A 24743-nucleotide genomic window follows, 5' to 3' on the forward strand; every position below is an offset into this window, starting at 1 on the left:
GGTGCCCTTCAATCCGTGGTGTCGGCGGAGGCGGGGGTGGCCGCAGTGCTCGCGCGCGCACACGCGGCGCGCAGCCCCGGCAGGTCGATGAACTCGGTGTGCGTGCCCGCGCTGCCGCAGGCGAACGCCCCCGACACGGACCCGGCGAGCACGCACTCCTCCACCGGCCGCCCTTCGAAGTGGGCGTACAGGAAGGCGGTGACGAAGGCGTCCCCCGCGCCGTTGCTGTCGACCACCGGCCGTTCCGGGCGTACCGCGGGGAAGTGGCGCACCTTCGCGTCGCCGCGTACCAGGACGTGGCAGCCGTCCGCGCCGTCCGTGGCGACGACGAGGCGCGCCCTGCCCTCGTCGACGATCGCGTGCAGGACCTCGTCGAGGCGGTCGTGGATCGCGGCGGCGCTGAGGAAGACCTGGTCGGAGGCGAGCGCGTACGTGCGGTGGTGCGGGTTGCGGCCGTCCCAGTCGTGCAGGTCCGTCGAGCAGGTCACGCCGATCCTGCGGATGTCGTCGTACATGTCGCGGTTGGTGCCGGTGATGGAGAGGTGGACGTGCCGGGCGCGTTCCAGGTACGGGAGGTAGAAGTCGCGGGGCAGCCGCAGGTCCGCGGGGTGGCGGCCGTCGTAGAAGGAGAACCGGCGGCCCCGCGGGTCGACCAGGTTGACGCCGCGCGGAGTGCCGTGCGGCGACACCACATGGCTGAAGTCCAGGCCGCGCGTGGCGTACGCGTCGAGGACGGAGCGGCCCTGGGCGTCGTCCCCGAGGAAGTCGATGAACTTGGTGGCGAGCCCGAGGGCGTGCCAGCCGAGCGCGACTCCGTTGCCGGTGTGCGCCACGTAGTCGTACACGGGCGGTACGAACACCGAGTCGCCGGGCGGCAGCCGGAGCTCCTCCACGCGCACGATGGTGTCCACTCCGGCACCGCCGACCACCAGGACGTCGTACTGCGGCTCGCTCATGCGCGTACTCCTTCTGTGAGGGCCTTCGGGGCCGGCATCACCTGCTGGATCCGCCCGTCCTCCATGACCACCGCCCCGTCGATGTCGGCGCCCGCGGGGATCCGGGCGCCGGGCAGCACCACACTGCGCCGCACCCGGGCGCCCGCGCCGATCCGCACGCCGGGGAAGAGCACGCTGTCCGCCACCCGGCCGTCGTTGACGAGGTCCGACGCCACCACCGACGCGCGCACCCCGAAGCCGTCCGCCACCCAGGCGCGGCGCACACCGGGGGCGAGGGTCCACGGCATCCGGCCGACGGGCAGCCCGGCCGTGGGGGAGGCGGCGAGGGCGAGGTGCGCGCGGTGGTAGCGCTCGACGGTGCCGATGTCCTCCCAGTGCCCGGCCACCTCGTGGCCGCGGATGTGCTCACCGGCCGCGAGCATCGCCGGGATCACGTCCCGGCTGATGTCGTGCTGCCAGTCGGTGCCGTCCAGCTGTTCCAAATACCGGCGCAGGATCTTCGCGTCGAAGACGCAGAAGGCCGCGAACACCAGGTCGCTGGTGGGCACTTCGGGCTTCTCGACGAACGCGGTGAGCCTGCCCCGGGGATCGAACTCGACCATCCCGAAGAGGTGCACCCAACGCGGGTCGATGCGCTGGTACGCGAGGGTCAGCGCCGCCCCGGACGCCCGGTGGACCTCGATGAGCGGCCGGTAGTCGAAGCGGTAGACGTGGTCGGCGTGCAGGACGAGGACGTCCTCGGCGTCGGGCCGGCCGCCGTCACCCTCGAAGATGTGGCCGCTCTTGCGGATCAGCGCGTCGGCCGTACCCCGCTCCAAGAGCCAGGTGCGCGTGGGCAGTTCGGCCGGGAGCTCCGTCCCGGCCGCCGCGTACGCGCTGTCGTACGGGCCGAAGTGCACCCGGAAGTCCGGCCCCTGGTTCCACACCCGGTGCAGGTCGTCCATCAGCTGCCGCTCCTCGTACTGGGAGAGAAGCAGCACCTCGCCGAGGCCGGAGGCCCGGGCGTTGGCGAGGCTGAAGTCGATGAGGCGGCAGGCACCGCCGTACGGCACCAGCGGTTTGAGCCGGCCCGCGCCGAGCGGTCCCATGCGTCGGCCTTCGCCGCCCGCGAGCAGCACCGTCCGGACCGTGTGAGCCGTGTCCGCCGTGCTCCGGTGGTCAGTGTTCCGGTGGTCAGTCACCGCGCACCTCGTCCCAGGTGACGCGCCCGGAGGACAGCGTGAGGAGCAGCCGGGCGCCGGGCCGGCCCGGCGCCGGTCCCGTGAACTCGCCCGGTGCCGTGCGCTCCAGGGTCTGTACGAGGGGGAGGGCGCGGCCCCGTTCGTCGGCGTCCGAGGGAACGACCAGCTCGACGCGTTCGGCGTGGGGGAGCCGGTAGCGGATCCGCCCTTCAGCGGCGCCGGGGTGGCGGCCGCGCAGCCGGTCCACGTCCTCCTGGTCCACCGCGCCGCTCGGCGCCCGCTCCAGAATCCGCTCGCAGGCGGCGAAGTCGGCGCGCCGCCACGCGCTGTCGAAGATGCGGCGCGCGGCGTCGGCGTCCAGGGGCGCGTGGCGCTCGTAGACGTCCACGGCGCCGTGCGCGACGGCCGCCTCCCGCACCGCGTCGGCCGGCGCGTCCCGCAGGGCGTCGAACCAGCCGTGACGCAGGGCGAGTTGGGTAGGTGGCTCGGCGGGTTCGCCACGCCACAGCCGGCTAAAGGCGGCCAGGTGCAGCTCCGCGCAGTGCTCCCAGGTGAAGGCGCGCGCGACGGCCGACGCCCGCGCCGACAGCTCCCGGTAGCGGTCCGGCTCCTCGGACCACAGCGTCACCGCCTCCCGGATGCGGTCGACGAGCGCCGCCGTGAGCAGCGAGTCGTCCTCGGCGAACGACCGGTTCACGGCAAAACCGGTGCCCGTCACGGGCCCTTCGGCGTGCCGGAAGTGCGCCATGCCCTCCTGGGCCGTGGCGATGGGCACGGCCCCGCACGCCATCGCCTCGCCCTGGGCGATCAGGAAGGTGTCCATCTCAAACTTGGAGGGGAAGAGGCAGAAGTCCGAGCTCGCCGCGTACGCGAACACCCGGCCCTCGTCGACCCGCTCCCACTCCAGGTGCAGTCGGCCCGCGTGCCGCCGCGCGACCTCGTGGAAGTAGGGGTCGTCGATGCCCTCACCCGCGATGCAGCGCAGCACGAAGTTGGCGGCCAGGCCCTCGCTCAGGACCCGGTCCACCGCCCGCACCAGCTCCACCTGGCCCTTGTGGTGGACCGCGTAGCGCGCGTTGTGGAAGAAGGTGGGCAGGGCCGGGTCCATGCCGAGGCCGCCGAGGACGTCCGCGCGGTCGACGCGGGACGGGTCCCGGGCGAGCCACTCGTCGGAGATCGCGCAGCCGCCCACGAACATCTTGTGGGCGTTGCGCCGCACGACCTCCGCCATCGGAAGCCGCTCGAAGAGCTCGGCGAACGGGGTGTCGCGGAACGACGCGTAGAAGTCCAGCTGCCCGGGGGAGAGGAAGTCGATCAGGTCGGCGTGCTCGGCGGTGAGTTCGTAGAGGGCGACGTGGTCGGGCGGGTAGGTGTAGTGGAGGTGGGTGAGCTGCTGGTACTGCACGATCGCCGCGGGGCCCGCGTCCTCGTCCTGTCCCACCGCGTTCGCCAACTCGGCTTTCACATCCACAAGTTCCAGAAGCCGCCGAACCTCCGGCCCGTACACCTTCTTCCCGATCGGCATGTTGCTCTGCACGGTGCTGACGACCAGTTTCGTCGGGTCGTCGCGCAGCGCCGCGGGCAGCAGATAGTGGTAGTACGGCTCGTGCGCGTGCACGACGGCCCGCTCCTCGCCGAACCAGTGGCGCAGGAACCGCACGCTGTCGGCCTGGAAGACCAGCGGTTTGAAGAAGACCAGGTCGCGGCCCTTGGCGGAGTACGGCGGGTAGAAGGTGACGGGCAGCCGGTCGAGGTAGTCGTTGGAGAGGAAGTACAGGTCGACGCCTTCGAGCCGGATGCGGTGCGCGGTCGTGCGCAGCCCGATCGCCGCCTCGGCCGGGAAGCCCCGCCATACCTGCGGGTCCAGGACGATCGGAAGGGTGTACGTGTCCTCGTACGGCAGGTCCTCCACGTCGTAGCGCGAGCGCAGGTCGTCGAGTCGGCCGTGCGCGGGCGTGACGATGGAGACGCGGTGGCCGCGCGCGGCGAAGGCCCGGGAGAGGTTCCACAGGTACACCGAGGTGCCGCCCTGCAACAAGGTGTGGTCGAATCCGCAGCACTCGAAGTAGGTCTCGATGATGTGCATACGGGGGGTGTGCGGGGTCGTCACGGCCTCACGTCCTCGTGGTAGGGATTGCCCAGGCGCAGCGCGTGGCGCAGGTCGATCGCGGCGTGGTAGGGGCGCGCGTGGGCGTGGTTGTAGGCGAGTTCGTGCAGCAGCCTGCGCAGGTAGAGCAGCCGCCGCAGCGGTCCGTCGGCGGCGGGTCCGAGCAGCAGTTCCCGCACGCGCTCCCGCCAGCTGTCCGCCACCGCGAACACCCGCAGCAGCTCGCCCCGCCGGCCGGCGGGGAAGCTCCGCGCGCCGTCCAGCGAGCCGAACATGACCTCCAGCGCGTCGGCATCCAGGCGCCCGGCCGCCTCGAACGCCGCCTCGTCCGCCGCGAAGTACTCAAGGCCCCGCTGCAGGGCGACGACGTCCTCCAGCGGCGACTGCGCGGCCCAGCCCGGCGCGGTGGGCGCCACACTCGGCGTCGACAGGTCGATCAGGGCGAGCGGCCGCCACAGCAGATGCGACAGGTGCAGGTCACCGTGGCAGGGGCCGCCCGTCCAGGCCGCACCCGGCCGGGTCGTCCCGCGCCGCAGCGCCGCCACTTCGCCGTCCATGGCGTGGAACGCGTCCCGTACGGCCCGCGCGGGGAGCGCCGGATCGGCGGTGGTGCGGCCGTGCAGCTCGGCGAGCCGGTCCTCGGCCTGCGCGAGCCGTTCGTCCACCGGATAGGCGGGCTGCGGCGAGCCGTCGCCGAGCCGGTCGGCGAGGTCCGCGTGGAAGCCGCGCAGGAACTGCCCGGCCTTCCGCAACGGCCGCTCCAGCGGCCGCAGATGGCGGCGCGCCACCTCGTCCGGCGACGCCTTCTCCAGGAGCCGGGGCAGGGCGGGCCACAGCGAGCGGAGGTTCTGCCGCAGCGGTACGTCGATGCCTTCGCCCGGCGCGTACCGGTAGACGACGCCCAGCGGATGGCGTGTCCCGGACACGGGGTCGGTGTACGTGTAGTCGCCCGCCCACTCCGGTGTGCGCCCGGTGCCGTTCATCAGCCGCAGCAGGTCCGGCTCCCGCACGCCCTCGTCGAGACAGCGGTACGTCTTGTGAATGTGCGCGACGCCGCCGATCTCCAGCAGCGACAGGGCGTTGGACGACCAGCCCTGCTCGAAGGGGAGGGGCCGCACCTCGCAGGAGGCCCCGGGCCCACCGGGCGCGCTCCGGAACTCCACCGTGCCGCCGCGCGCCGTGTGCAGCAGGCCGCCCGTCAGTGTCCTGAGCACCGCAGTCCTGTTGAACTCCGCGGTGGAGTGGGCCTCTTGGAGCCCGCCCCGCACGGCCACCGGCACGAAGAACCGCCGGCCCGCCGCGGGCCCTCCGACCGCCGCCACGACGAGCAGCAGCGCGGCGGAGCCGAGCACGGCGTGGTCGACGCGCGCGTACCGGTCGGCCTTCCGCCCGTCCTCCGGCATCCACGATGCCGTGCGCAGCAGCGCGTCCAGCTCCTCGTCGCGGATCAAAGACATCAACTCCCCGTCATCTCGTACGTGTTGATGCCGCGCCGCCACACGGCCAGGGCGAGCAGCAGCGACAAGGCCGTCACCACCGGCAGCCACCCCAGCAGTCCCGTCCCGCCGGAGAGCAGGTAGACGCACGGGACGTACGAGGTGAAGGCGAACGGCAGCACCCAGGTCAGCAGCGCGCGCAGCGACGAGTGGTAGATGTCGAGGGGGTACGCGGCGAACTCCGACACCTGGCTCGCCGCGTACATCGCGGGCAGGCTCGTCACCGTCCAGAACGACAGGGACCCGAAGAACAGCTTCACCGCCGTGTGGATCAGCGCCCCGCAGAGCACGAGCAGCGGCGCGAGCGCCCACTGCGTCGCCGTGAGGTCCAGGTCGAGCGAGGCGCCCGCGTACGTCACGAGGACCGCGCCCACCACCAGCTCACCGACTGCGTCGGGGTGGAAGAAGCGCTCGGAGAGCAGCGAGAACAGCGGGTTCACCGGGCGGATCAGATAGCGGTAGAACTCGCCGCGCTGCACCAGCTTGCGGCCCAGCTCCCACAGCTGGTCGGTGAAGAGGTGGTCGAGACCGCGCGGCAGGAGCGAGAAGCCGAGCAGGAACAGCACCTCGTGGTACGACCAGCCGCCCACCGCAGGCACCTGCCGGAAGACCAGGCCCACCACCGCCGTCTGGATGCCGACCCGCACCAGGAACGCCCCGGCGCCGAGCGCGAAGTCGAGGCGGTACGCGGCGAGCCGGTGCAGGCCGACCCCGCCGAGGAACCAGGAGAGCCGGACGTACCAGAGGGCCGTGCCGAGGCGTGTGCGCGTCATCCGCCGAGCACCTCCAGACGGCCGAGCGCGGCCCGCCACAGCACGGCGCTGAGGACGGCGAGGCCGACGACCCACCCCACCTGCTGGGCGAGGACGGAGACGGCCCCGGCCACCCCCTCGTACCGTCCGAGGAGCAGCGTGAGCGGCCCGTCGACCATGCCCCGGAACGGCAGTGCGTGGGCGACGGCGGCCAGCGGGCCCGGCATCAGCGCGATCGGCACCAGCTGCCCGGCGAAGAAGGCGACGACGCTCTGCTTCACCATCCGCACGCCCCACGTGTTCGTGGTGAGGAAGCCGGTCATGCCGGTCAGCAGGTTCACGCAGAACGCGATGAGCACCGACAGGGCCGTCGACACGGCGAACAGCAGGGCGTCGCCGGGCCGGGGCGCGGCCAGCGGCACCAGGAACGAGAAGAGCAGCAGCACCGGCACGCCGACCAGGACGGCGTTGGCGGCGACCACCGGCAGGCATGCGAAGAGCCGCACCAGCGGATAGCTGACCGGGCGCACCAGCATCACCGCGACGTCCCCGCGGTAGACCTCGGCGGCCACCTCGTCGTCGACCCGGTTGGCGTGCAGGACCTGAAGCACCTGGGCCACCAGCAGATACGTGGTGACGCTCGCCGGAGTGAAGCCGCCGGGGCCGGTGCCGTCCGGGGAGCCCGCGTACACCGCCCGCCACAGAAAGACGGTCACCGCGGCGCCCGCGGCGGCGGTGACACCCGTGACGACGAACATCGAGCGGTACTGGAGCAGCGACTGCAGGCCGCCGGTGGCGAAGGGGACGTAGCGCCGCACGCGTGTGTTCATGAGCGGCCACCGTCGGCGCCGACCGGTGACGGCGCCGGCGCCCGGCCGTAGATCTGCCGCAGCACCTCCTCCAGGTCCGGCTCCGGGGCGTAGCAGTCCGTGAGGTCGAAGTGCTCCAGGAGGAAGGCGAGCACCTGGCGCGAGGTGAAGAGGTCCACCGGATAGTCGACCCGGATGCGGCCGCCGTCGCCGACGGACGAGCGCACCCCGGGCAGGCCCCGCTCGATCCGTTCGAGGGCGTCGCGCGGCGGGAGGCCGTCGCGGTGGTCGAAGGCGACCGAGCGCCGGTCGGCCGTGCGCAGCAGCTCCTGGATGGTGCCCTGGTGGACGACCCGGCCGTGGTCGACGACCAGCGCGCTGTCGCAGATCGCGGCGATGTCGGCGATGTCGTGGCTGGTGAGCACGACGGTGGTGCCGAGCTCCCGGTGGGCGCGGTTGACCAGCTCCCGCACGGCCTCCTTGAGGACCATGTCGAGGCCGATGGTCGGCTCGTCCCAGAAGACGACCGCCGGATCGTGCAGGAGACTCGCCGCGATCTCCGCGCGCATCCGCTGCCCGAGGCTCAACTGCCGTACGGGCGTGGTGCCGAGGGCGTCGATGTCGAGCAGTTCGCGGTAGAGCGCGAGGTTGCGGTGGTAGACCGGGTCGGGGATGTCATAGACGCGGCGCAGGATGCGGAAAGAGTCGGGCACCGACAGGTCCCACCACAGCTGGCTGCGCTGCCCGAAGACGACCCCGATGGAGCGGGCGTTCTGCCGCCGCTTGCGGTAGGGCTCGATGCCGGCGACCAGGCAGCGCCCCGAGGTCGGCGTCATGATGCCGGTGAGCATCTTGATCGTGGTGGACTTCCCGGCTCCGTTGGCGCCGATGTACGCGGTCTTCGACCCGGCGGGGATCTCGAAGGAGACGCCGTCCACGGCGCGCACGGTCCGGTACTCACGGGTGAGGAGCGTGGCGAGGCTGCCGAGCAGCCCGGGCCTGCGCTCGGCGATGCGGAACTCCTTGGTGAGGTTCTCCGCGACGATCACGCCACCACCTGCTCGACGGCCCGCTCGATGGCCAGCTCCAACAGGCGGGCGCCTTCGTCCAGTTGGGCCTCGTCGATGGTGAACGGCGGGGCGAGCCGGATGATGTGGCCGCCGAGCGCTGTGCGCAGGCCGAGATCGAGCGCGGTGGTGTGGACCGCGCGGGCGAGGTCCGGGTCCGGGGTGCGGCTCTCCCGGTCGGTGACGAACTCCAGGCCGTACAGGAGACCGACCCCTCGTACGTCACCGAGCCGGTCGAACCGGGCGTGCAGCGCCGCGAGCCGTTCACCCAGCAACTCCCCGAGCGCCGCCGCGCGTTCGGTCAGTCCGTCGCGTTCGATGACGCGCAGCGTGGCGTCCGCCGCGGCGATGCCGAGCGGGTTGCTCGCGTACGTCGACGCGTACGACCCTGCCGTGGCGGCCTCGGGGGAGCGCAGCAGCTCCGCGCGCCCGGCGAGCACCGCGAAGGGGAAGCCGTTCGCCATGCCCTTGGAGAGCATGACCAAATCCGGTTCTATGCCGAGCAGTTCGCAGGCCAGGAAGGCGCCCGTGCGGCCGCCCCCGGTCAGCACCTCGTCGGCGACGAGCAGCACGCCGTTCGCCCGGCAGGCCTCGGCGATCCGCTCCCAGTAACCGGGCGGCGGCACGACGACGCCCGCCGCGCCCTGCACCGGTTCGAAGACCAGCGCGGCGACGTTCGGCTTCTCGGCGATGTGCTTGCGCACCAGCGAGGCGCACCGCAGCTCGCAGCTCGGATACGTCAACCCCAGCGGGCAGCGGTAGCAGTTGGGCGCGTAGCCGAGGACGCTGTTGCCTGCGAAGGCCTGGTGGCCGATGTCCCAGTGGACGAGCATCCGGGCGCCCATCGTCTTGCCGTGGAAGCCGTGCCGCAGCGCCCCGATCCGGTTGCGTCCGGCGGGGGCGGTCGCCTGCACCACGCGCAGCGCCGCCTCGACGACCTCGGCGCCGGTGGAGAAGAACGCGTACGTACCGAGGTGGCCGGGCAGCAGCCGCGCGAGCAGGTCGAGGAGGTCGGCCCGCCCGGGCGTCGCGGCGTCGTGCACGTTCCACAGCCGCCGGGCCTGCGCGGTCAGGGCGTCGACGACCTCCGGGTGGCAGTGGCCGAGCGACTGGGTGAGGGTGCCGGCCGCGAAGTCCAGGTACTCGTTGCCGTCGAGGTCGGTGAGGAGCGCGCCCGCTCCTTCGGCGAACACGCGCTGCCCGGCGGCGGTCTCCTCGGACGCGCCGGGCGCGAGGTGCCTCGCCTCCCGGTTGAGCCGGGCGCGTTGCCGGTGACCTGTCACTGCTGCCCCCAGTCGATGTGGTGCCGGTGAACTGCCCGGTCCGGCAGTGAAGTTGAGCGGTGGACCGGCGATGCGCACCGAGTCAAACAAAGCCGCCCCAAGATTGGCAAGACATTGCTGAAAGTTTCAGTCCGCTCTTGCGGTGGTGTGCGGGGCTCTGCTTGAGTCGAGGCCTCGCAAGCGAGGAGGGACCCGTGAGAACGCATCCCCAGGCCGCCGCCCCACCCAGCGGGCGGCTTCCTTGAAGGCCCTGATCCTGGCCGGCGGAACGGGCAGCAGGCTGCGCCCCTTCACCGACACCGGCGCCAAGCAGCTGCTGCCCATCGCCAACAAGCCCGTGCTCTTCTACGGCCTGGAGGCCATCGCCGCGGCGGGCATCCGGGAGGCCGGGATCGTCGTCGGCCGGCGCGGCGGCGAGGTCCGCGCCGCCGTCGGTGACGGCAGCGCCTTCGGCCTGCGCGTCAGCTACCTCCACCAGGAGCGGCCGCTCGGCCTCGCCCACGCCGTGCTGATCGCGCGGGAGTTCCTCGGCGACGACGACTTCCTGCTCTACCTCGGCGACAACTACCTCCAGGACGGCCTCGCCGGCTTCACCGAGCGCGCGGCCGCCCGGCCCGCCGCCGCCCGCCTCCTGCTCACCCCGGTCGCCGACCCGTCGGCCTTCGGCGTCGCCGAACTCGACGCGCACGGCGACGTGGTGGGTCTGGAGGAGAAGCCCGAGCGGCCGCGCAGCGACCTCGCGCTCATCGGCGTGTACGCCTTCGGCCCGGACATCCACGAAGCGGTCCGGGCGATCGGCCCCTCCGTGCGCGGCGAACTGGAGATCACCGACGCCGTGCAGTGGATGCTCGACCGGGGCCTGCGGGTGCGCGCCGAGACGACCACCCGGCCCTGGCGCGACACCGGCAGCGTCGACGACCTCCTGGAGGTCAACCGCCAGGTCCTCGACGGCATCGAGGGCCGCGTCGACGGCAAGGTCGACCCGGACAGCACCGTCCTCGGCCGGGTCCGGCTCGCCGAGGGCGCCGTCGTGCGCGGCTCCCGCATCGTCGGCCCCGCGGTGATCGGCGCGGGCACCGTCATCAGCAACTCCAGCATCGGCCCGTACACCGCCATCGGCGAGGACTGCCGCATCGAGGACAGCGCCATCGCCCATTCCGTGCTGCTGCGCGGCGCCGACGTCGAGGGCGCGTCCCGCATCGAGTCCTCGCTCATCGGCCGCGGCGCCGTCGTGGCCCCCGCCCCCCGGCTGCCGCAGGCCCACCGACTCGTCATCGGCGACCACAGCAAGGTGCAATTGACCTCATGAACCACTTCGACCCCACGGGCCGCCGCGGCCGGCGCATACTCGTCACCGGCGGCGCCGGCTTCATCGGCTCCGCGTACGTCCGGACCCTCCTCGGCCCCGGCGGCCCGCCCGGCGTCGAGGTGACCGTCCTGGACAGCCTCACCTACGCGGGCAGCCTGGGCCGCCTCGACGAGGTGCGCGGCCACCCGGGCCTCACCTTCGTGCGCGGCGACATCTGCGACGCCCGGCTGGTCGGCGAGCTGGCCGCCGACCACGGACAGGTGGTGCACTTCGCGGCGGAGTCGCACGTGGACCGCTCGATCGCGGACGGCTCGGCCTTCACCCGCACCAACGTCCTCGGCACCCAGACACTGCTCGACGCCGCGCTCCGGCACGGCGTCACCACCTTCGTGCACGTCTCCACCGACGAGGTGTACGGATCGATCCCGCGGGGCGCGGCCACCGAGGAGGACCCGCTGCGCCCCAACTCCCCGTACGCCGCGTCGAAGGCGGCCGCCGACCTGATCGCCCTGGCCCAGCACCGCACCCACGGCCTGGACGTGCGCGTCACCCGCTGCTCCAACAACTTCGGCCCGCACCAGCACCCGGAGAAGCTCATCCCGCGCTTCCTGACCTCACTGCTGAGCGGCGGCAGCGTCCCGGTCTACGGCGACGGGCTCCAGGTGCGGGACTGGCTGCACCTGGACGACCACGTCCGCGGGCTCGAACTGGTCCGCACCAGGGGACGGGGCGGGGAGATCTACAACATCGGCGGCGGCACCTCCCTCACCAACCTGGAGCTGACCGAGCGGCTCCTCGCGCTGTGCGGCGCCGACGCCACCCGCATCAGGCATGTCACCGACCGCAAGGGCCACGACCGCCGGTACGCCGTCGACCACACGAAGATCAGCACCGAGCTGGGCTACCGGCCGGCCGTCGACTTTGACACGGCGCTCGCCGAGACGGCCCGCTGGTACGAACACCACCCGTCCTGGTGGCAGCCGCTCGTCGCGGCCTGAGAGCCTGTCTTTGAACCCGCCCGGCTACCGCGGCCCCCGCCGCCCCGACCCCGTGGAGCCCCGCACCACCAGCTCCGGCATGAAGACGAACTCGCCGTGCGGCGCGGGCGTCCCGCCGATCTCCTCGAGGAGCGCGCGGACCGCCGCCTGGCCCATCGCCTGCACGGGCTGGCGGATCGTGGTCAGCGGCGGATCGGTGAACGCTATGAGCGGGGAGTCGTCGAAGCCGACCACCGAGATGTCGCCGGGCACGCTCAGGCCCAGGTCGCGGGCGGCCCGGATGGCGCCGAGCGCCATCATGTCGCTGGCGCACACGACGGCCGTGCAGCCGTCGCCGATGAGGGTGGCGGCCGCGGCCTGCCCGCCCTCCAGGGTGTAGAGGGAGTGCTGGATCAGCCCGGCCGACGCCTCGGCGTCGAGACCGAGCCGCTCGCGCAGCCCCAGCTGGAACCCCTCGATCTTGCGCACCACGGGCACGAACCGCTTGGGTCCGACCGCGAGGCCGATCCGGGTGTGGCCGAGCGACGTCAGATGCGTGACAGCCAGCCGGACGGCGGCGCGGTCGTCGGTGGAGACGAAGGGGGCCTTCACGTCCGGCGAGAAGCCGTTGACGAGTACATAGGGGACGTCCTGGGCGCGCAGCGCGTCGTAGCGCGTCATGTCGGCGGTGGTGTCGGCGTGCAGCCCCGAGACGAAGATGATGCCGCTGACCCCACGGTCCACCAGCATCTCGGTGAGCTCGTCCTCCGTGGAGCCGCCCGGCGTCTGCGTCGCGAGCACCGGCGTGTAGCCCTGGCGGGTCAGGGCCTGCGCGATGACCTGGGCGAACGCGGGGAAGATCGGGTTGTCCAGCTCGGGCGTGATGAGGCCGATGAGGCCCGCGCTGCGCCGCCGCAGCCGCACCGGACGCTCGTACCCGAGCACGTCGAGGGCGGCGAGCACCGCCTCACGGGTGGCCACGGCCACTCCGGGCTTGCCGTTCAGGACACGGCTCACGGTGGCTTCACTGACCCCCGCGTGAGCTGCGATGTCGACAAGCCGTGCGGTCATGGCACTGGACTGTACCTGTCGTCGACGGGATTGCACACCGCCTGTGAAAGCTTGCGGAAAGAGCTGTCCTGCAAGAGTCTTGCAGTCGCCTTCCACGCCCTCAAGGTGTCCCCGGGCCGGTGCCGGGCCGGTGTCAAGCGCGGTACCGGCAACGGTAAGGACACACAGAAGTAACGATCACCGGCGCTTGCAGAAATTTGCCGCAAGGTCTTTCGGCGGCATTCCAACGCTGTTACGTTCCTGGCAACCCGGCGCCGCGTCGAGAGCGGCCAGCAGGAGGCACCTCTTCGTCTCCCCGTGATTCCGGGATCAGTTGAAGGAGTTCACATGCGGCGTGGCATAGCGGCCACCGGGCTGATCGCTGCCCTGGCCATGACAGCGGCAGCCTGCGGGAGCGACGACGAGAGCGGCGGCGGCAAGAAGGGTTCCGGCGAGCTCTCCGGCACCGTCACCTTCTGGGACACCTCGAACGACGCCGAGAAGGGCGCCTACGAACAGCTCGCCAAGGGCTTCGAGAAGCTGCACCCCGACGTCAAGGTCGACTATGTGAACGTGCCGTTCGGCGAGGCCAACGCCAAGTTCAAGAACGCCGCCGGCGGCAACTCCGGCGCCCCGGACGTCATGCGCACCGAGGTCGCCTGGACCCAGGACTTCGCCTCGCTCGGCTACCTCGCCCCGCTCGACGACACCGTCGCGCTCGACAAGGCCGACGACTACCTCCCGCAGGCCGCCGCGAGCACCAAGTTCAAGGGCAAGACCTACGCGGCGCCGCAGACCATCGACACCCTCGCGCTCTTCTACAACAAGAAGATGCTCAAGGCCGCCGGCGTCGACGTCCCGAAGACCTTCGACGAGGTCAAGACCGCCGCGAAGAAGATCAAGTCCAAGTCCGGCAAGACCGGCCTCTACCTCCGCGGCGACGACCCGTACTACTACCTCCCGTACCTCTACGGAGAGGGCGGCGACCTCCTGGACACCAAGAGCAAGAAGGTCACCGTCGACGACCCCGAGGGCGCCGAGGCCTTCTCGGTGATGAAGGACCTCGTCGACTCCAAGGCGGCGGTCACCGACGCGAGCGACGGCTACAACAACCAGCTCAACGCCTTCAAGGACGGCGACGTCGCGATGGCGCTCGACGGCCCCTGGTCCATCGAGGGCGCCCTGCAGGGCAAGGAGTTCAAGGGCGACAAGGGCAACCTCGGCGTCGCCCCGGCCCCGGGCGGCAGCGCGCGCCAGGGCGCCCCGCAGGGCGGCTGGAACCTCGCCGCGTACGCCGGTTCCGAGAACCTCGACGCGTCGTACGAGTTCATCAAGTACATGAGCTCCGCCAAGGTGCAGCAGCAGACCACCGAGAAGCTCAGCCTGCTGCCGACCCGCACCTCCGTCTACGACGTGAAGTCCGTCAAGGACAACCAGATGGTGCAGTTCTTCAAGCCCGCCGTGGAGAAGTCCGTGCAGCGGCCGTGGATCCCGGAGGCCAACGCGCTCTTCGAGCCGATCCGGCTGCAGCTGGGCAAGGTGCTCAGCGGCAAGACCTCGCCCGAGGACGGCGCCAAGGGCATCGGTGACGCCTACCGCAAGCTCCTCAAGGACTACAAGTAAGAGGGAGGGCTGACCGACCCATGGCTGTCGAGACGGGCCGGTCGGTGGCGAAGGCCGCGGATGTGCAGAGCATCCGCGGCCGCGGCCACCGCCCCGCCGAGAAACCGGGACGGCTGCGCAGGGCGTTCGCCACCTATTGGTACGCGTGGGCCATGGTCGCCCCGGTGGTGATCGTGATCGGCGTGATCGTCGGCTACCCGCTGGTCCGCGGCATGTACCTGTCGACGACCAACGCCAACGAGGCGAACGTCGAACGGCACATCGGTGTCAACGACATCCCCGCCACGTACGAGTCCGTAGGCCTCGACAACTACCAGGCGATCCTGTCCGACGGCGTCTTCTGGGACCGGCTCACCTGGACCGTCGTGTGGACCGTGTCCTGCGTCGCGCTGTCCTTCGTGCTCGGCCTCGCCCTCGCCCAGATGCTCAACCGCAAGCTGGCGGGACGCTCCCTCTACCGGATGGCGCTGATCCTGCCGTGGGCGGTGCCCGCCTTCGTCTCCGTCTTCACCTGGCGGCTCCTCTTCAACGAGAAGAAGGGCCTGCTCAACAAGCTCCTGGCGGGCGGCGGCATCGACGCGGTCCCGTGGCTCAACGACCCGACCTGGGCGAAGCTCTCGGTGATCACCGTCAACGTCTGGCTCGGCGTGCCGTTCATGCTGGTGGCCATGCTCGGCGGCCTGCAGTCCATCCCGGGCGAGCTGTACGAAGCGGCCGAGATGGACGGCGCCGGCCCCTGGCAGCGCTTCCGCCACATCACCCTGCCGGGACTGCGCTCCGTCGCCAGCACGGTCATCCTCATCAGCGGCATCTGGACCTTCAACATGTTCCCGGTGATCTTCCTGCTGACCAGAGGCGGACCAGGAGACTCCACCGAGATCCTGGTGACGTACGCCTACCGGCTCTCGTTCGTCGTCAGTCCCCGCGACTTCGCGGGCTCCGCGGCCTGGGGCGTGCTCATCCTGGCCCTTCTGTCGATCATCGCGGTGGCCTACCGCCGCGCGCTCCGCAAGCAGGGAGAGGTGTGGTGACCACCGTGCCGACCGAAACGAAGGACAAGCGGCGGAAGGCCAGGGGGCGCGACGAGCGCGGGCCGCTGGCCTCGGTCGCCCTGCACGCGACCCTGCTGCTCGCCAGCGCCATCGCGGTCCTGCCGCCGCTGTGGCTCCTGGTCACGTCGTTCAAACCGGAGAGCGAGGCCTTCTCCACCGACCTGGTGAAGGACTTCACCCTCGGCAACTACGACCACGTCCTGAACGACACCGAGTTCCCGAACTGGCTCCTCAACTCCCTCGTCGTGGTGGGCCTCACCACGGTGATCGGCGTCTTCATCGCGGCCACCACCGGCTACGCGGTGAGCCGCTTCAAGTTCCCGGGCATGCGGCCGCTGATGTGGCTGCTCCTCATCACCCAGATGTTCCCCGTCGCGGTGCTCATCGTGCCGCTGTACAACCTGCTCGCCAACCTCGGCCTGCTCAACCAGCCCATCGGGCTCGTCGTCACCTACCTGACGATCGCCGTGCCGTTCTGCGCCTGGATGATGAAGGGCTACTTCGACACCATCCCGGTCGAGATCGACGAGGCCGGGCGGGTGGACGGACTCAACCCGTTCGGCACCTTCTGGCGGCTCATCGTGCCCCTCGCCAAGCCGGGCCTCGCCGTCACCGGGTTCTACAGCTTCATCACCGGCTGGGCCGAGGTCGCCTACGCCTCCGCCTTCATGACCGGCGAGGAGAACCTCACGCTCGCCGGCGGCCTGCAGACCTTCGTCAACCAGTACACCAGCGACTGGGGTTCGCTGACGGCGTCCGCCGTGATCGTCGCGGTGCCCGCCGCGATCATCTTCGGCTTCGCCCAGCGCCACCTGGTCTCCGGCCTGACGGCGGGCGCGACGAAGTCCTGAGACGACCCGTTCCGGGACATCCCGCCGCCCCCACCAACTCGATCCCCAGGGAAGACATGACCCAGCATCTCGCTGCCCCTGCCGCCCCCGCCACCGAGACGCGCACGGACTGGTGGCGCGGCGCGGTGATCTACCAGGTGTATCCGCGCAGCTTCGCCGACGGCAACGGCGACGGCATGGGCGACCTGGAGGGCATCCGCAGCCGGCTGCCGTACCTCAGGGACCTCGGCGCCGACGCCGTCTGGCTCAGCCCCTTCTACGCCTCGCCGCAGGCCGACGCCGGCTACGACGTCGCCGACTACCGCGCCATCGACCCGATGTTCGGCAGCCTCATGGACGCCGACGCGGTCATCCGCGACGCCCACGAGCTCGGCCTGCGCATCATCGTGGACCTGGTGCCCAACCATTCGTCCGACCGCCACGACTGGTTCCGCCGCGCGCTGAGCGAGGGCCCGGGCTCCCCGCTCCGCGAGCGCTACCACTTCCGCCCCGGCAAGGGCGCGCACGGCGAACTCCCGCCCAACGACTGGGAGTCCATTTTCGGCGGCCCCGCCTGGACCCGGGTGCCCGACGGCGAGTGGTACCTGCACCTCTTCGCCCCCGAGCAGCCCGACTTCAACTGGGAACACCCCGCTGTCCAGGACGAGTTCCGCTCGATCCTGCGCTTCTGGCTCGACATGGGCGTCGACGGCTTCCGCGTCGACGTCGCCCACGGCCTGGTGAAGGAGGCAGGACTCCCCGACATCGGCAGCCACGACCAGCTCAAGCTGCTCGGCAACGACACCATGCCGTTCTTCGACCAGGACGGCGTGCACGAGATCTACCGCAGCTGGCGGCGGGTCCTCGAGGAGTACCCGGGCGACCGCATCCTCGTCGCCGAGGCGTGGACGCCGACCGTCGAGCGTGCCGCCCAGTACGTGCGCCCCGACGAGATGCACCAGGCCTTCAACTTCCAGTATTTGGGCACCTCCTGGGACGCCCGCGAGCTGCGCGAGGTCATCGACGTGTCGCTGGCCGCGATGCGTCCCGTGGGCGCGCCCGCCACCTGGGTGCTCTCGAACCACGACGTGACCCGGCACGCCACCCGCCTCGCCAACCCGCCGGGCCTGGGCACCCAGCTGCGCACCGCGGGGGACCGCGAGCTCGGCCTGCGCCGCGCCCGCGCCGCGACCCTGCTGATGCTGGCGCTGCCCGGCTCCGCCTACCTGTACCAGGGCGAGGAGCTCGGCCTGCCCGACGTCACCGACCTGCCCGACGAGGTGCGCCAGGACCCGTCGTTCGTCCGCGCCGACGGACAGGACGGCTTCCGGGACGGCTGCCGGGTGCCCATCCCGTGGACCACCGACGGCTCCTCGTACGGCTTCGGGAAGGGCGGCAGCTGGCTGCCGCAGCCCGCAGAGTGGGGCGAGCTCAGCGTGCAGGCGCAGACCGGTGACCCCGGCTCGACCCTGGAGCTGTACCGCAGCGCGCTCGCCGTGCGGCGTGCGGAGCCGGGGCTCGGCGCGGGCGAGTCGATCCAGTGGCTCGACGCCCCCGAAGGCGTGCTCGCCTTCGCCCGCGAGGGCTTCGTGTGCACCGTGAACACCACCGCCGAACCCGTGCGGATCCCGGCGCCCGGCCGGGTCCTGCTCGCCAGCGACGAGCTCGCCGACGGGCCGGCACAGGTCACGGACGGAGCCGTGACCCTGCCCGCCGACACCACCGTCTGGTGGGCGGTGTGACGCTTTCCCCCGCGCCGCGGGACGCCCACCGGGGCGCCCCGCGGCTCCTGGACATCGCGGCCCACGCCGGCGTCAGCGAGGCCACCGCGAGCCGGGTGCTCAACGGCAGGACCGGGGTCGCGACCGGCACCAGGCGCCGGGTCCTCGCCGCCCTCGACGTCCTCGGCTACGAACGGCCCACGCGGCTGAAGCGGCGCAGCGCCGGCCTCGTCGGCCTGGTCATCCCGGAGCTCACCAACCCGATCTTCCCCGCCTTCGCGCAGGTCATCGAGCAGGTGCTGGCCGGGCACGGATACACCCCGATGCTCTGTACGCAGATGCCGGGCGGCGCCACCGAGGACGAGCTGGTCGAGCAGCTGGAGGACCGCGGGGTCAGCGGCATCATCTTCCTGTCGGGCCTGCACGCCGACATGACGGCCGACACCTCCCGCTACCGCGAACTGGCCCACCGCAAAGTGCCGTTCGTCCTCGTCAACGGCTACAACGAGGACATCCCGGTCTCCTTCGTCTCGCCCGACGACCGCTCCGCGGTGCGTATGGCCGTGCGCCACCTCGTCGACCTCGGGCACGAGCGCATCGGCCTGGCCATCGGCCCGACCCGGTACGTCCCCTCGCGCCGCAAGGCGGAGGGGTTCACGGCGGCGCTGCACGACATGCTCGGCCTGGCACAGGGGGAGGCCGAACGGCTCGTGCGGCGCACCCTGTTCACCGTCGAGGGCGGCCAGGCCGCGGCCGGCGCACTGCTCGACCTGGGGTGCACGGCGATGGTCTGCGGCAGCGACCTGATGGCGCTCGGCGCCGTCAGGACCGTGCGCGAGCGCGGCCTCACGGTCCCCGGCGACGTCTCCGTGGTCGGCTTCGACGACTCCCAGCTCATCGCCTTCACGGACCCGCCGCTGACCACGGTGCGCCAGCCGGTGCAGGCCATGGCGAGCGCCGCGGTGGGCGCGCTCCTCGAGGAGATCGACGGAAACCCCGTGCAGCGCACGGAGTTCGTGTTCCAGCCCGAGCTTGTCGTACGGGGATCAACCGGAGTGTGTCCAGAGGGTTGACCGAGGGGTGGGGGCGCCATACGTTCCAACCCGCAACAAGTTGTGATGACTTGCTGCAAGCACTTGCTGAAGGTTCCCCCAACGCGCCAGGAGGTACCCCATGTCCGGCCGCACCATGAAGAGCCGCAGACCCGTCGCGACCGCACTCGCCCTGGCGGCGGGCCTCGCGGGCAGCGTCGTCGCCGGAGCGCCCGCGGCCCAGGCCGCCCCGCCCGGCGGCAAGGACGTCACCGCCGTGCTCTTCGAGTGGAACTTCAACTCGGTCGCCAGGGCCTGTACCACCCAACTCGGCCCGGCCGGTTACGGATACGTCCAGGTGTCGCCGCCGCAGGAGCGCCTCCAGGGTGAGGCGTGGTGGGCGGCGTACCAGCCGGTCAGCTACAAGATCGGCACCCGGCTCGGCGACCGCGCGGACTTCAAGAACATGGTCGACACCTGCCACTCCGCCGGGGTCAAGGTCGTCGCCGACGCGGTCATCAACCACATGACCAACGCCAACGGCACCGGCTCGGCGGGCTCCCGCTTCACCAAGTACGACTACCCCGGCACCTACTCGTCCTACGACATGGACGACTGCAAGGCCGACATCAGCAACTACCAGGACCGCTGGAACGTCCAGCACTGCGAACTGGGCGGCCTGGCCGACCTCGACACCGGCGAGGAGTACGTGCGCGGCCGCATCGCCGGGTACCTGAACGACCTCCTCTCGCTCGGCGTGGACGGCTTCCGCATCGACGCGGCCAAGCACATGCCCGTGGCCGACCTGAAGAACATCAAATCCCGGCTGAGCAACCCGGGCGTCTACTTCAAGCAGGAGACGCTGCACGGCGCAGGCGAGGCCGTCGACCCGGCCGAGTACACCGCCACCGGCGACGCCCAGGAGTTCCGCTACGCCAAGGACCTGAAGCGGGTCTTCAACAACGAGAAGCTCGCCTACCTCAAGAACTACGGCGAGGGCTGGGGGTACCTGCCGAGCAGCAAGTCGGCGGTGCTCGTCGCCAACCACGACACCGAGCGCCACGGGCAGACCCTCAGCTACAAGGACGGCGCCAACTACACCCTCGCGCACGTCTTCATGCTGGCCTGGCCCTATGGTTCCCCCGACGTGCACTCCGGCTACGAGTTCAGCAGCAACGACGCCGGGTCGCCCGACGGCGGCCAGGTGAAGGCCTGTTACAGCGACGGCTGGAAGTGCCAGCACGCCTGGCCGGAGATCCGCAGCATGGTGAAGTTCCGCAACACCGCGCGCGGCACGTCGGTCACCAACTGGTGGGACAACGGCAACAACGCCATCGCGTTCGGCCGCGGCGACAAGGCGTACGTGGTCATCAACCACGAGGGCTCCACCGTCAACCGCACCTTCCAGACCTCCCTGGCGGCAGGCACGTACTGCGATGTGCAGAGCGGCAGGAAGGTCGACGTCAACGGCTCCGGGCAGTTCACCGCGTCCGTCGCCCCGAACACCGCGCTCGCGCTGCACACCGGCTCCAAGAGCTGCTGAGCAGCCCCCATGACCGGCCGCCCGGCCCATCCTTGTCCCCGCTGCCGGGCGGCCACACCTTCTTCCCACGCCTCTCACGCCTCAAGGAGAACCACCGTGCCCGGCTCCCCGCGCCGCACCGCCGTCACCGTGGCGGTCGCCCTGCTCGCCGCCACCGCGCCCCTGACCGTGACGGCCGCGGCCGCGCCGCTCGGCCCGCCGGCCCGGCCCGCCGCTGCCGCGCCGGCCGACGGCCTCGACCTGTCGAAGTCGCGGGCCCAGTGGATCGACAGGACCACCCTCGCCTGGGACACCGGCACGGGCACCGCGCACGAACTCCTCCACGCACCCCACGGCGGCCTCACCGTCAAGGACGGCGACATCGACGGCAAGGCGCACCGGCTGCGCCTGACCCCGGTCGACGGCGGCCTCACCGACGCCCAGCGGGCCAAGTACCCGCACCTCAAGGGCTACGCCGCCTTCACCGTCGACCCCCGCGACCGCGACCGGATCCGCACTGCCCTCACCGGTCAGCTCGTCGCCACCGCCCGGACCGCCGACGGCACCCTGCGCGCCGCCACCGGCGTCCAGATCCAGGGCGTCCTCGACGACCTGTACGGCGCGGCCGCCACCAGGGCCGCCCTCGGCCCGCGGTTCGCGCACGGCCGTGTCACCCTCGCCGTCTGGGCCCCCACCGCACAGAACGTCTCCCTCGACATCGGCGGCCGCACCGTTCGCATGCACCGCGACCGCGACTCCGGGGTCTGGTCGGCGACCGGTCCGAGGAGCTGGTCGGGCAAGGTCTACCGGTACGTCGTCAAGGTGTGGGCGCCGAGCGTCCGCGAGGTCGTCACCAACAAGGTCACCGACCCCTACTCGACGGCCCTCACCACCGACTCCGAGCGGAGCCTCGCCGTCGACCTGGGCGACCCGGAGCTCGCCCCCAAGGGCTGGTCCCGGCTGCGCAAACCCAAGGCGACACCCCTGCGCGACGCGCAGATCCAGGAGCTGCACATCCGGGACTTCTCCGTCGACGACCGCACGTCGGACCACCCCGGCAAGTACCTGGCGTTCACGGAGAAGAACTCCGACGGCATGCGGCACCTGCGCCGTCTCGCCCGCTCCGGCACGTCGTACGTGCACCTGCTGCCCGCCTTCGACATCGGCACCGTCCCCGAGCGCGCGTCCGGACAGTCCCGCCCCCACTGCGACCTGCCGTCGTACGCCCCCGACTCCGAGGAACAGCAGGCGTGCGTCACGGAGAACGCCGCCAAGGACGCGTACAACTGGGGCTACGACCCGCTGCACTACACCGTCCCGGAGGGCTCCTACGCGAGCGACCCCGACGGCACCCGCCGCACGGTCGAGTTCCGCAGGATGGTGCAGGGCCTGAACGGCTCCGGTCTGCGCACGGTCATGGACGTCGTCTACAACCACACCGTCGCGAGCGGCCAGGCCGACAAGTCCGTCCTCGACAAGATCGTGCCAGGCTACTACCAGCGCCTGGAGGCCGACGGCTCGGTCGCCACCTCCACGTGCTGCGCCAACACCGCGCCCGAGAACGCCATGATGGGCAAGCTCGTCGTCGACTCGATGGTCACCTGGGCCAGGGAGTACAAGGTCGACGGCTTCCGCTTCGACCTGATGGGGCACCACCCCAAGGCCAACATCCTCGCCGTCCGCAAGGCCCTCGACGCGCTGACCGTGGCGAAGGACGGCGTCGACGGGAAGAGCATCATTCTGTACGGCGAGGGCTGGAACTTCGGCGAGGTCGCGAACGACGCCCGCTTCGTCCAGGCCACCCAGAAGAACATGGCGGGCACCGGCGTCGCGACGTTCTCCGACCGCTCGCGCGACGCGCTGCGCGGCGGCGGCCCCTTCGACGAGGACCCGGGCGTGCAGGGCTTCGCCAGCGGCCTCTACACCGACCCCAACTCCTCGAAGACGAACGGCACTCCGGCCGAACAGAAGGCGCGCCTCCTCCACTACCAGGACCTCATCAAGGTCGGCCTCGCCGGCAACCTCGCGGGCTTCACCTTCACGGACTCGGCGGGCCGCACGGTCAAGGGCGCGGACGTCGACTACAACGGCGCCCCGGCCGGATACGCGGCGGCCCCCGGCGACGCCCTCTCCTACGCCGACGCGCACGACAACGAGTCGCTGTACGACGCGCTCGCCTTCAAGCTCCCCGCCACCACGTCGACGGCCGACCGCGCCCGCATGCAGGTCCTCGCGATGGCCACGGCCGCGCTCTCCCAGGGCCCGGCGCTCTCCCAGGCCGGCACGGACCTGCTGCGCTCCAAGTCCCTGGACCGCAACTCCTTCGACAGCGGCGACTGGTTCAACGCGATCCACTGGGACTGCCGCGCGGGCAACGGCTTCGGCCGGGGCCTCCCCCCGGCCGCCGACAACAAGGCCAAGTGGCCGTACGGGAAGCCTTTGCTGGCCTCGGCGGCGGCACTGACACCCGCCTGCGCGGAGATCAACGGCACGTCGGCCGCGTACCGGGACCTGCTGAGGATACGGACGACCGAGCCGGAGTTCTCGCTGGCGACGGCCGGGCAGGTCCAGTCGGCGCTGTCGTTCCCGCTCTCCGGCACCGCGGCCGAGACCCCCGGGGTCATCACGATGAAACTGGGCGACCTCGTGATCGTGTTCAACGCGAGCCCCGAGGAGCAGCGGCAGCGCGTCGACGCGGTGCGGGGCGCCGGATACGCTCTGCACCCGCTCCAGGCGTCCGGCGCCGACCGGAAGGTCAAGTCCTCGACGTACGAGCGGACGTCGGGCACCTTCTCCGTACCCGCCCGTACGGTCGCCGTCTTCCGGCGCGGCTGAGCGGACCTCGGGCCCGCGGCGCCGTCACCGCGCCAGCCAGGTCGCGCCCACGAGCGGCCCGGCCACGGCGGCGGCGAGGGTGAGCAGGCGGTAGGGGACCTGTTGGATCGTCACGCGGAGTCCGCCGACGCGGAGTTCGAAGAACGGCGGGGCGGGCGGCTGCTTGGACGCGGGCGTGCGGTTCATGGGTGGTTCCCCTCCGGGAGTGTCGGGAGCGAAGCCGAAGTGTGCGGAAAACGCCGAAGCCCCGCCGGTTGGGGCGGGGCTCCGTGTCACTTCGGGGGTCGTTGACCTGCGGGCGTCCTCCGCCACGAACCCGGCGGGCGCACCGGGCTCGCGCTTGCGCGACCGCGAAGCGGCTTGGCCTGGTGCGCCCGCCGGGTTCGTGGCGCGATGGACGCGCAGGTCAACGACCCCCGAAGTGACCTGCCCCGCTGTCCATGGGGTCATCGCTGCCGTACGGGGAGAGCGCACTGCTCCGCAGCTGCTTGCGGAAGCGGTGGAGCCGCCCCTCGACGGCGCGTGCGCTGATCCGGAGGCGGTCGGCGATCGCGCTGTGCGGGTAGCCCTCGACGACCAGCGCCAGCATGGTGCGCAGCTCCGGCCCGGCCGTCCGCACCACCCGGTGGAGCGTGTCGCGGGCGATGGCGTCGAGGGCGGGGTCGGTCCAGGTGGCCCTGGCGGCGGGGCCGGTCGGGGCGAGGTCGCGCAGGCCCCGTGCGAGGGGCTGGTGGCGGCGTCCCGCCTGCCACTTCTCGAAGGCGCGGGGGAAGCGCAGGATCATGGCCCGGACAAAGTACGTCTCCCTCGACGCCCCCTTGTCCCTGTCCCAGGTGGACCAGATCTTGTCCCAGTCGGCGAGGGCGGTGAGGAGGGTCTCCCCGGCGAGGACGTGGCGCTCGTCGGACGATCGGCGCAGGACCTCCAGGTCGTCGGAGGTCGGGGCGATGGGCGGCTGCACGCCGCGGCACTGGTCGTATATCCGCTGTGCACGGATCAGCCTCCGCAGCGTGCTGTAGCCGTAGGTCGCGAGCCGCTCCCGATCGTCACCGTTGCGTACGACTTCGTCGGGGCGCGGCACAGGTGGGTCCTCCCGGTGTTGGTGGAGCATGCATCACAGTTATATGCACCACGAGGCCCGG

19 protein-coding genes and 1 pseudogene are annotated in these 24743 nt (G+C 71.5%); 9 read left to right on the forward strand and 11 right to left on the reverse strand.

What is annotated here, in order from left to right; all coding sequences use genetic code 11:
- Positions 1-8: 8 nt before the first annotated feature.
- Genes ACI2L3_RS33155 through ACI2L3_RS33190 form a run of 8 tightly spaced genes read right to left on the reverse strand, consistent with a single transcriptional unit; the run spans position 9 to position 9651 of the window.
- Positions 9-956: a carbohydrate kinase family protein gene (locus tag ACI2L3_RS33155; RefSeq protein WP_404756106.1), complete on the reverse strand. Its 948-nt coding sequence runs from the start codon at positions 954-956 to the stop codon at positions 9-11.
- A complete protein-coding gene (locus ACI2L3_RS33160; protein WP_404756107.1) occupies positions 953-2137 on the reverse strand; it encodes a sugar phosphate nucleotidyltransferase in 1185 nt (394 codons plus the stop codon). Before ACI2L3_RS33160 ends, ACI2L3_RS33155 begins: the two co-directional genes overlap by 4 nt.
- Positions 2130-4247 carry a glycosyltransferase gene (locus tag ACI2L3_RS33165; RefSeq protein WP_404756108.1) on the reverse strand — a complete coding sequence of 706 codons (2118 nt, stop codon included), beginning with the start codon at positions 4245-4247 and terminating at the stop codon, positions 2130-2132. Before ACI2L3_RS33165 ends, ACI2L3_RS33160 begins: the two co-directional genes overlap by 8 nt.
- A complete protein-coding gene (locus ACI2L3_RS33170; RefSeq protein ID WP_404756109.1) occupies positions 4244-5701 on the reverse strand; it encodes a hypothetical protein in 1458 nt (485 codons plus the stop codon). Before ACI2L3_RS33170 ends, ACI2L3_RS33165 begins: the two co-directional genes overlap by 4 nt.
- The gene (locus ACI2L3_RS33175) at positions 5701-6513 is read right to left on the reverse strand and encodes an ABC transporter permease (protein ID WP_404756110.1); all 813 of its coding nucleotides are present in this window, start codon (positions 6511-6513) and stop codon (positions 5701-5703) included. Before ACI2L3_RS33175 ends, ACI2L3_RS33170 begins: the two co-directional genes overlap by 1 nt.
- The gene (locus ACI2L3_RS33180) at positions 6510-7322 is read right to left on the reverse strand and encodes an ABC transporter permease (RefSeq protein ID WP_404756111.1); all 813 of its coding nucleotides are present in this window, start codon (positions 7320-7322) and stop codon (positions 6510-6512) included. Before ACI2L3_RS33180 ends, ACI2L3_RS33175 begins: the two co-directional genes overlap by 4 nt.
- Positions 7319-8350, reverse strand: a complete 1032-nt coding sequence (locus ACI2L3_RS33185; protein ID WP_404756112.1) for an ATP-binding cassette domain-containing protein — start codon at positions 8348-8350, stop codon at positions 7319-7321. The genes ACI2L3_RS33180 and ACI2L3_RS33185 overlap by 4 nt, the downstream gene beginning before the upstream one ends.
- Positions 8347-9651, reverse strand: coding sequence for an aspartate aminotransferase family protein (locus ACI2L3_RS33190; protein WP_404756113.1), 1305 nt, complete (start codon positions 9649-9651; stop codon positions 8347-8349). Before ACI2L3_RS33190 ends, ACI2L3_RS33185 begins: the two co-directional genes overlap by 4 nt.
- Before the next feature lie 241 nt (positions 9652-9892).
- Here ACI2L3_RS33190 and ACI2L3_RS33195 point away from each other — a divergent pair, with 241 nt between their 5' ends.
- Complete coding sequence (locus tag ACI2L3_RS33195) at positions 9893-10960, forward strand: glucose-1-phosphate thymidylyltransferase (protein ID WP_404756114.1); 1068 nt, start codon at positions 9893-9895, stop codon at positions 10958-10960.
- Positions 10957-11958: a dTDP-glucose 4,6-dehydratase gene (gene rfbB / locus ACI2L3_RS33200; protein ID WP_404756115.1), complete on the forward strand. Its 1002-nt coding sequence runs from the start codon at positions 10957-10959 to the stop codon at positions 11956-11958. The genes ACI2L3_RS33195 and rfbB overlap by 4 nt, the downstream gene beginning before the upstream one ends.
- Before the next feature lie 24 nt (positions 11959-11982).
- On the opposite strand, the gene ACI2L3_RS33205 is transcribed toward rfbB, so the two are convergent.
- The gene (locus tag ACI2L3_RS33205; protein WP_404756116.1) at positions 11983-13008 is read right to left on the reverse strand and encodes a LacI family DNA-binding transcriptional regulator; all 1026 of its coding nucleotides are present in this window, start codon (positions 13006-13008) and stop codon (positions 11983-11985) included.
- Between the two features lie 327 nt (positions 13009-13335).
- Here ACI2L3_RS33205 and ACI2L3_RS33210 point away from each other — a divergent pair, with 327 nt between their 5' ends.
- The 7 genes and pseudogenes from ACI2L3_RS33210 (at position 13336) to pulA (ending at position 23601) form a co-directional block, all read left to right on the forward strand.
- Positions 13336-14610 carry an extracellular solute-binding protein gene (locus ACI2L3_RS33210; protein WP_404756117.1) on the forward strand — a complete coding sequence of 425 codons (1275 nt, stop codon included), beginning with the start codon at positions 13336-13338 and terminating at the stop codon, positions 14608-14610.
- A gap of 20 nt (positions 14611-14630) precedes the next feature.
- Positions 14631-15641, forward strand: coding sequence for a carbohydrate ABC transporter permease (locus ACI2L3_RS33215; RefSeq protein ID WP_404756118.1), 1011 nt, complete (start codon positions 14631-14633; stop codon positions 15639-15641).
- Positions 15642-15646: 5 nt separating this feature from the next.
- On the forward strand, positions 15647-16513 hold the full coding sequence (locus ACI2L3_RS33220; protein WP_404756119.1) for a sugar ABC transporter permease: 867 nt from the start codon (positions 15647-15649) through the stop codon (positions 16511-16513).
- Between the two features lie 56 nt (positions 16514-16569).
- The gene (locus ACI2L3_RS33225; protein ID WP_404756120.1) at positions 16570-18234 is read left to right on the forward strand and encodes a glycoside hydrolase family 13 protein; all 1665 of its coding nucleotides are present in this window, start codon (positions 16570-16572) and stop codon (positions 18232-18234) included.
- Positions 18222-19286, forward strand: coding sequence for a LacI family DNA-binding transcriptional regulator (locus ACI2L3_RS33230; RefSeq protein ID WP_404756121.1), 1065 nt, complete (start codon positions 18222-18224; stop codon positions 19284-19286). Before ACI2L3_RS33225 ends, ACI2L3_RS33230 begins: the two co-directional genes overlap by 13 nt.
- Positions 19287-19386: 100 nt before the next feature.
- Positions 19387-20784: pseudogene (locus tag ACI2L3_RS33235) on the forward strand (alpha-amylase family glycosyl hydrolase); the annotation flags it as partial.
- 99 nt (positions 20785-20883) lie between these two features.
- Entirely contained in the window at positions 20884-23601 is a 2718-nt protein-coding gene (gene pulA / locus ACI2L3_RS33240) for a pullulanase-type alpha-1,6-glucosidase (protein ID WP_404756122.1), read from the forward strand.
- A gap of 24 nt (positions 23602-23625) precedes the next feature.
- On the opposite strand, the gene ACI2L3_RS33245 is transcribed toward pulA, so the two are convergent.
- Positions 23626-23787 (reverse strand): hypothetical protein, encoded by a 162-nt coding sequence (locus ACI2L3_RS33245; RefSeq protein WP_404756123.1) that lies wholly within the window; start codon positions 23785-23787, stop codon positions 23626-23628.
- Positions 23788-24007: 220 nt separating this feature from the next.
- Positions 24008-24712, reverse strand: a complete 705-nt coding sequence (locus tag ACI2L3_RS33250; RefSeq protein WP_404756124.1) for an RNA polymerase sigma factor — start codon at positions 24710-24712, stop codon at positions 24008-24010.
- Positions 24713-24743 lie beyond the last annotated feature (31 nt).

This window comes from Streptomyces sp. NPDC029674, assembly GCF_044903205.1.
Classification (GTDB): Bacteria; Actinomycetota; Actinomycetes; order Streptomycetales; family Streptomycetaceae; genus Streptomyces.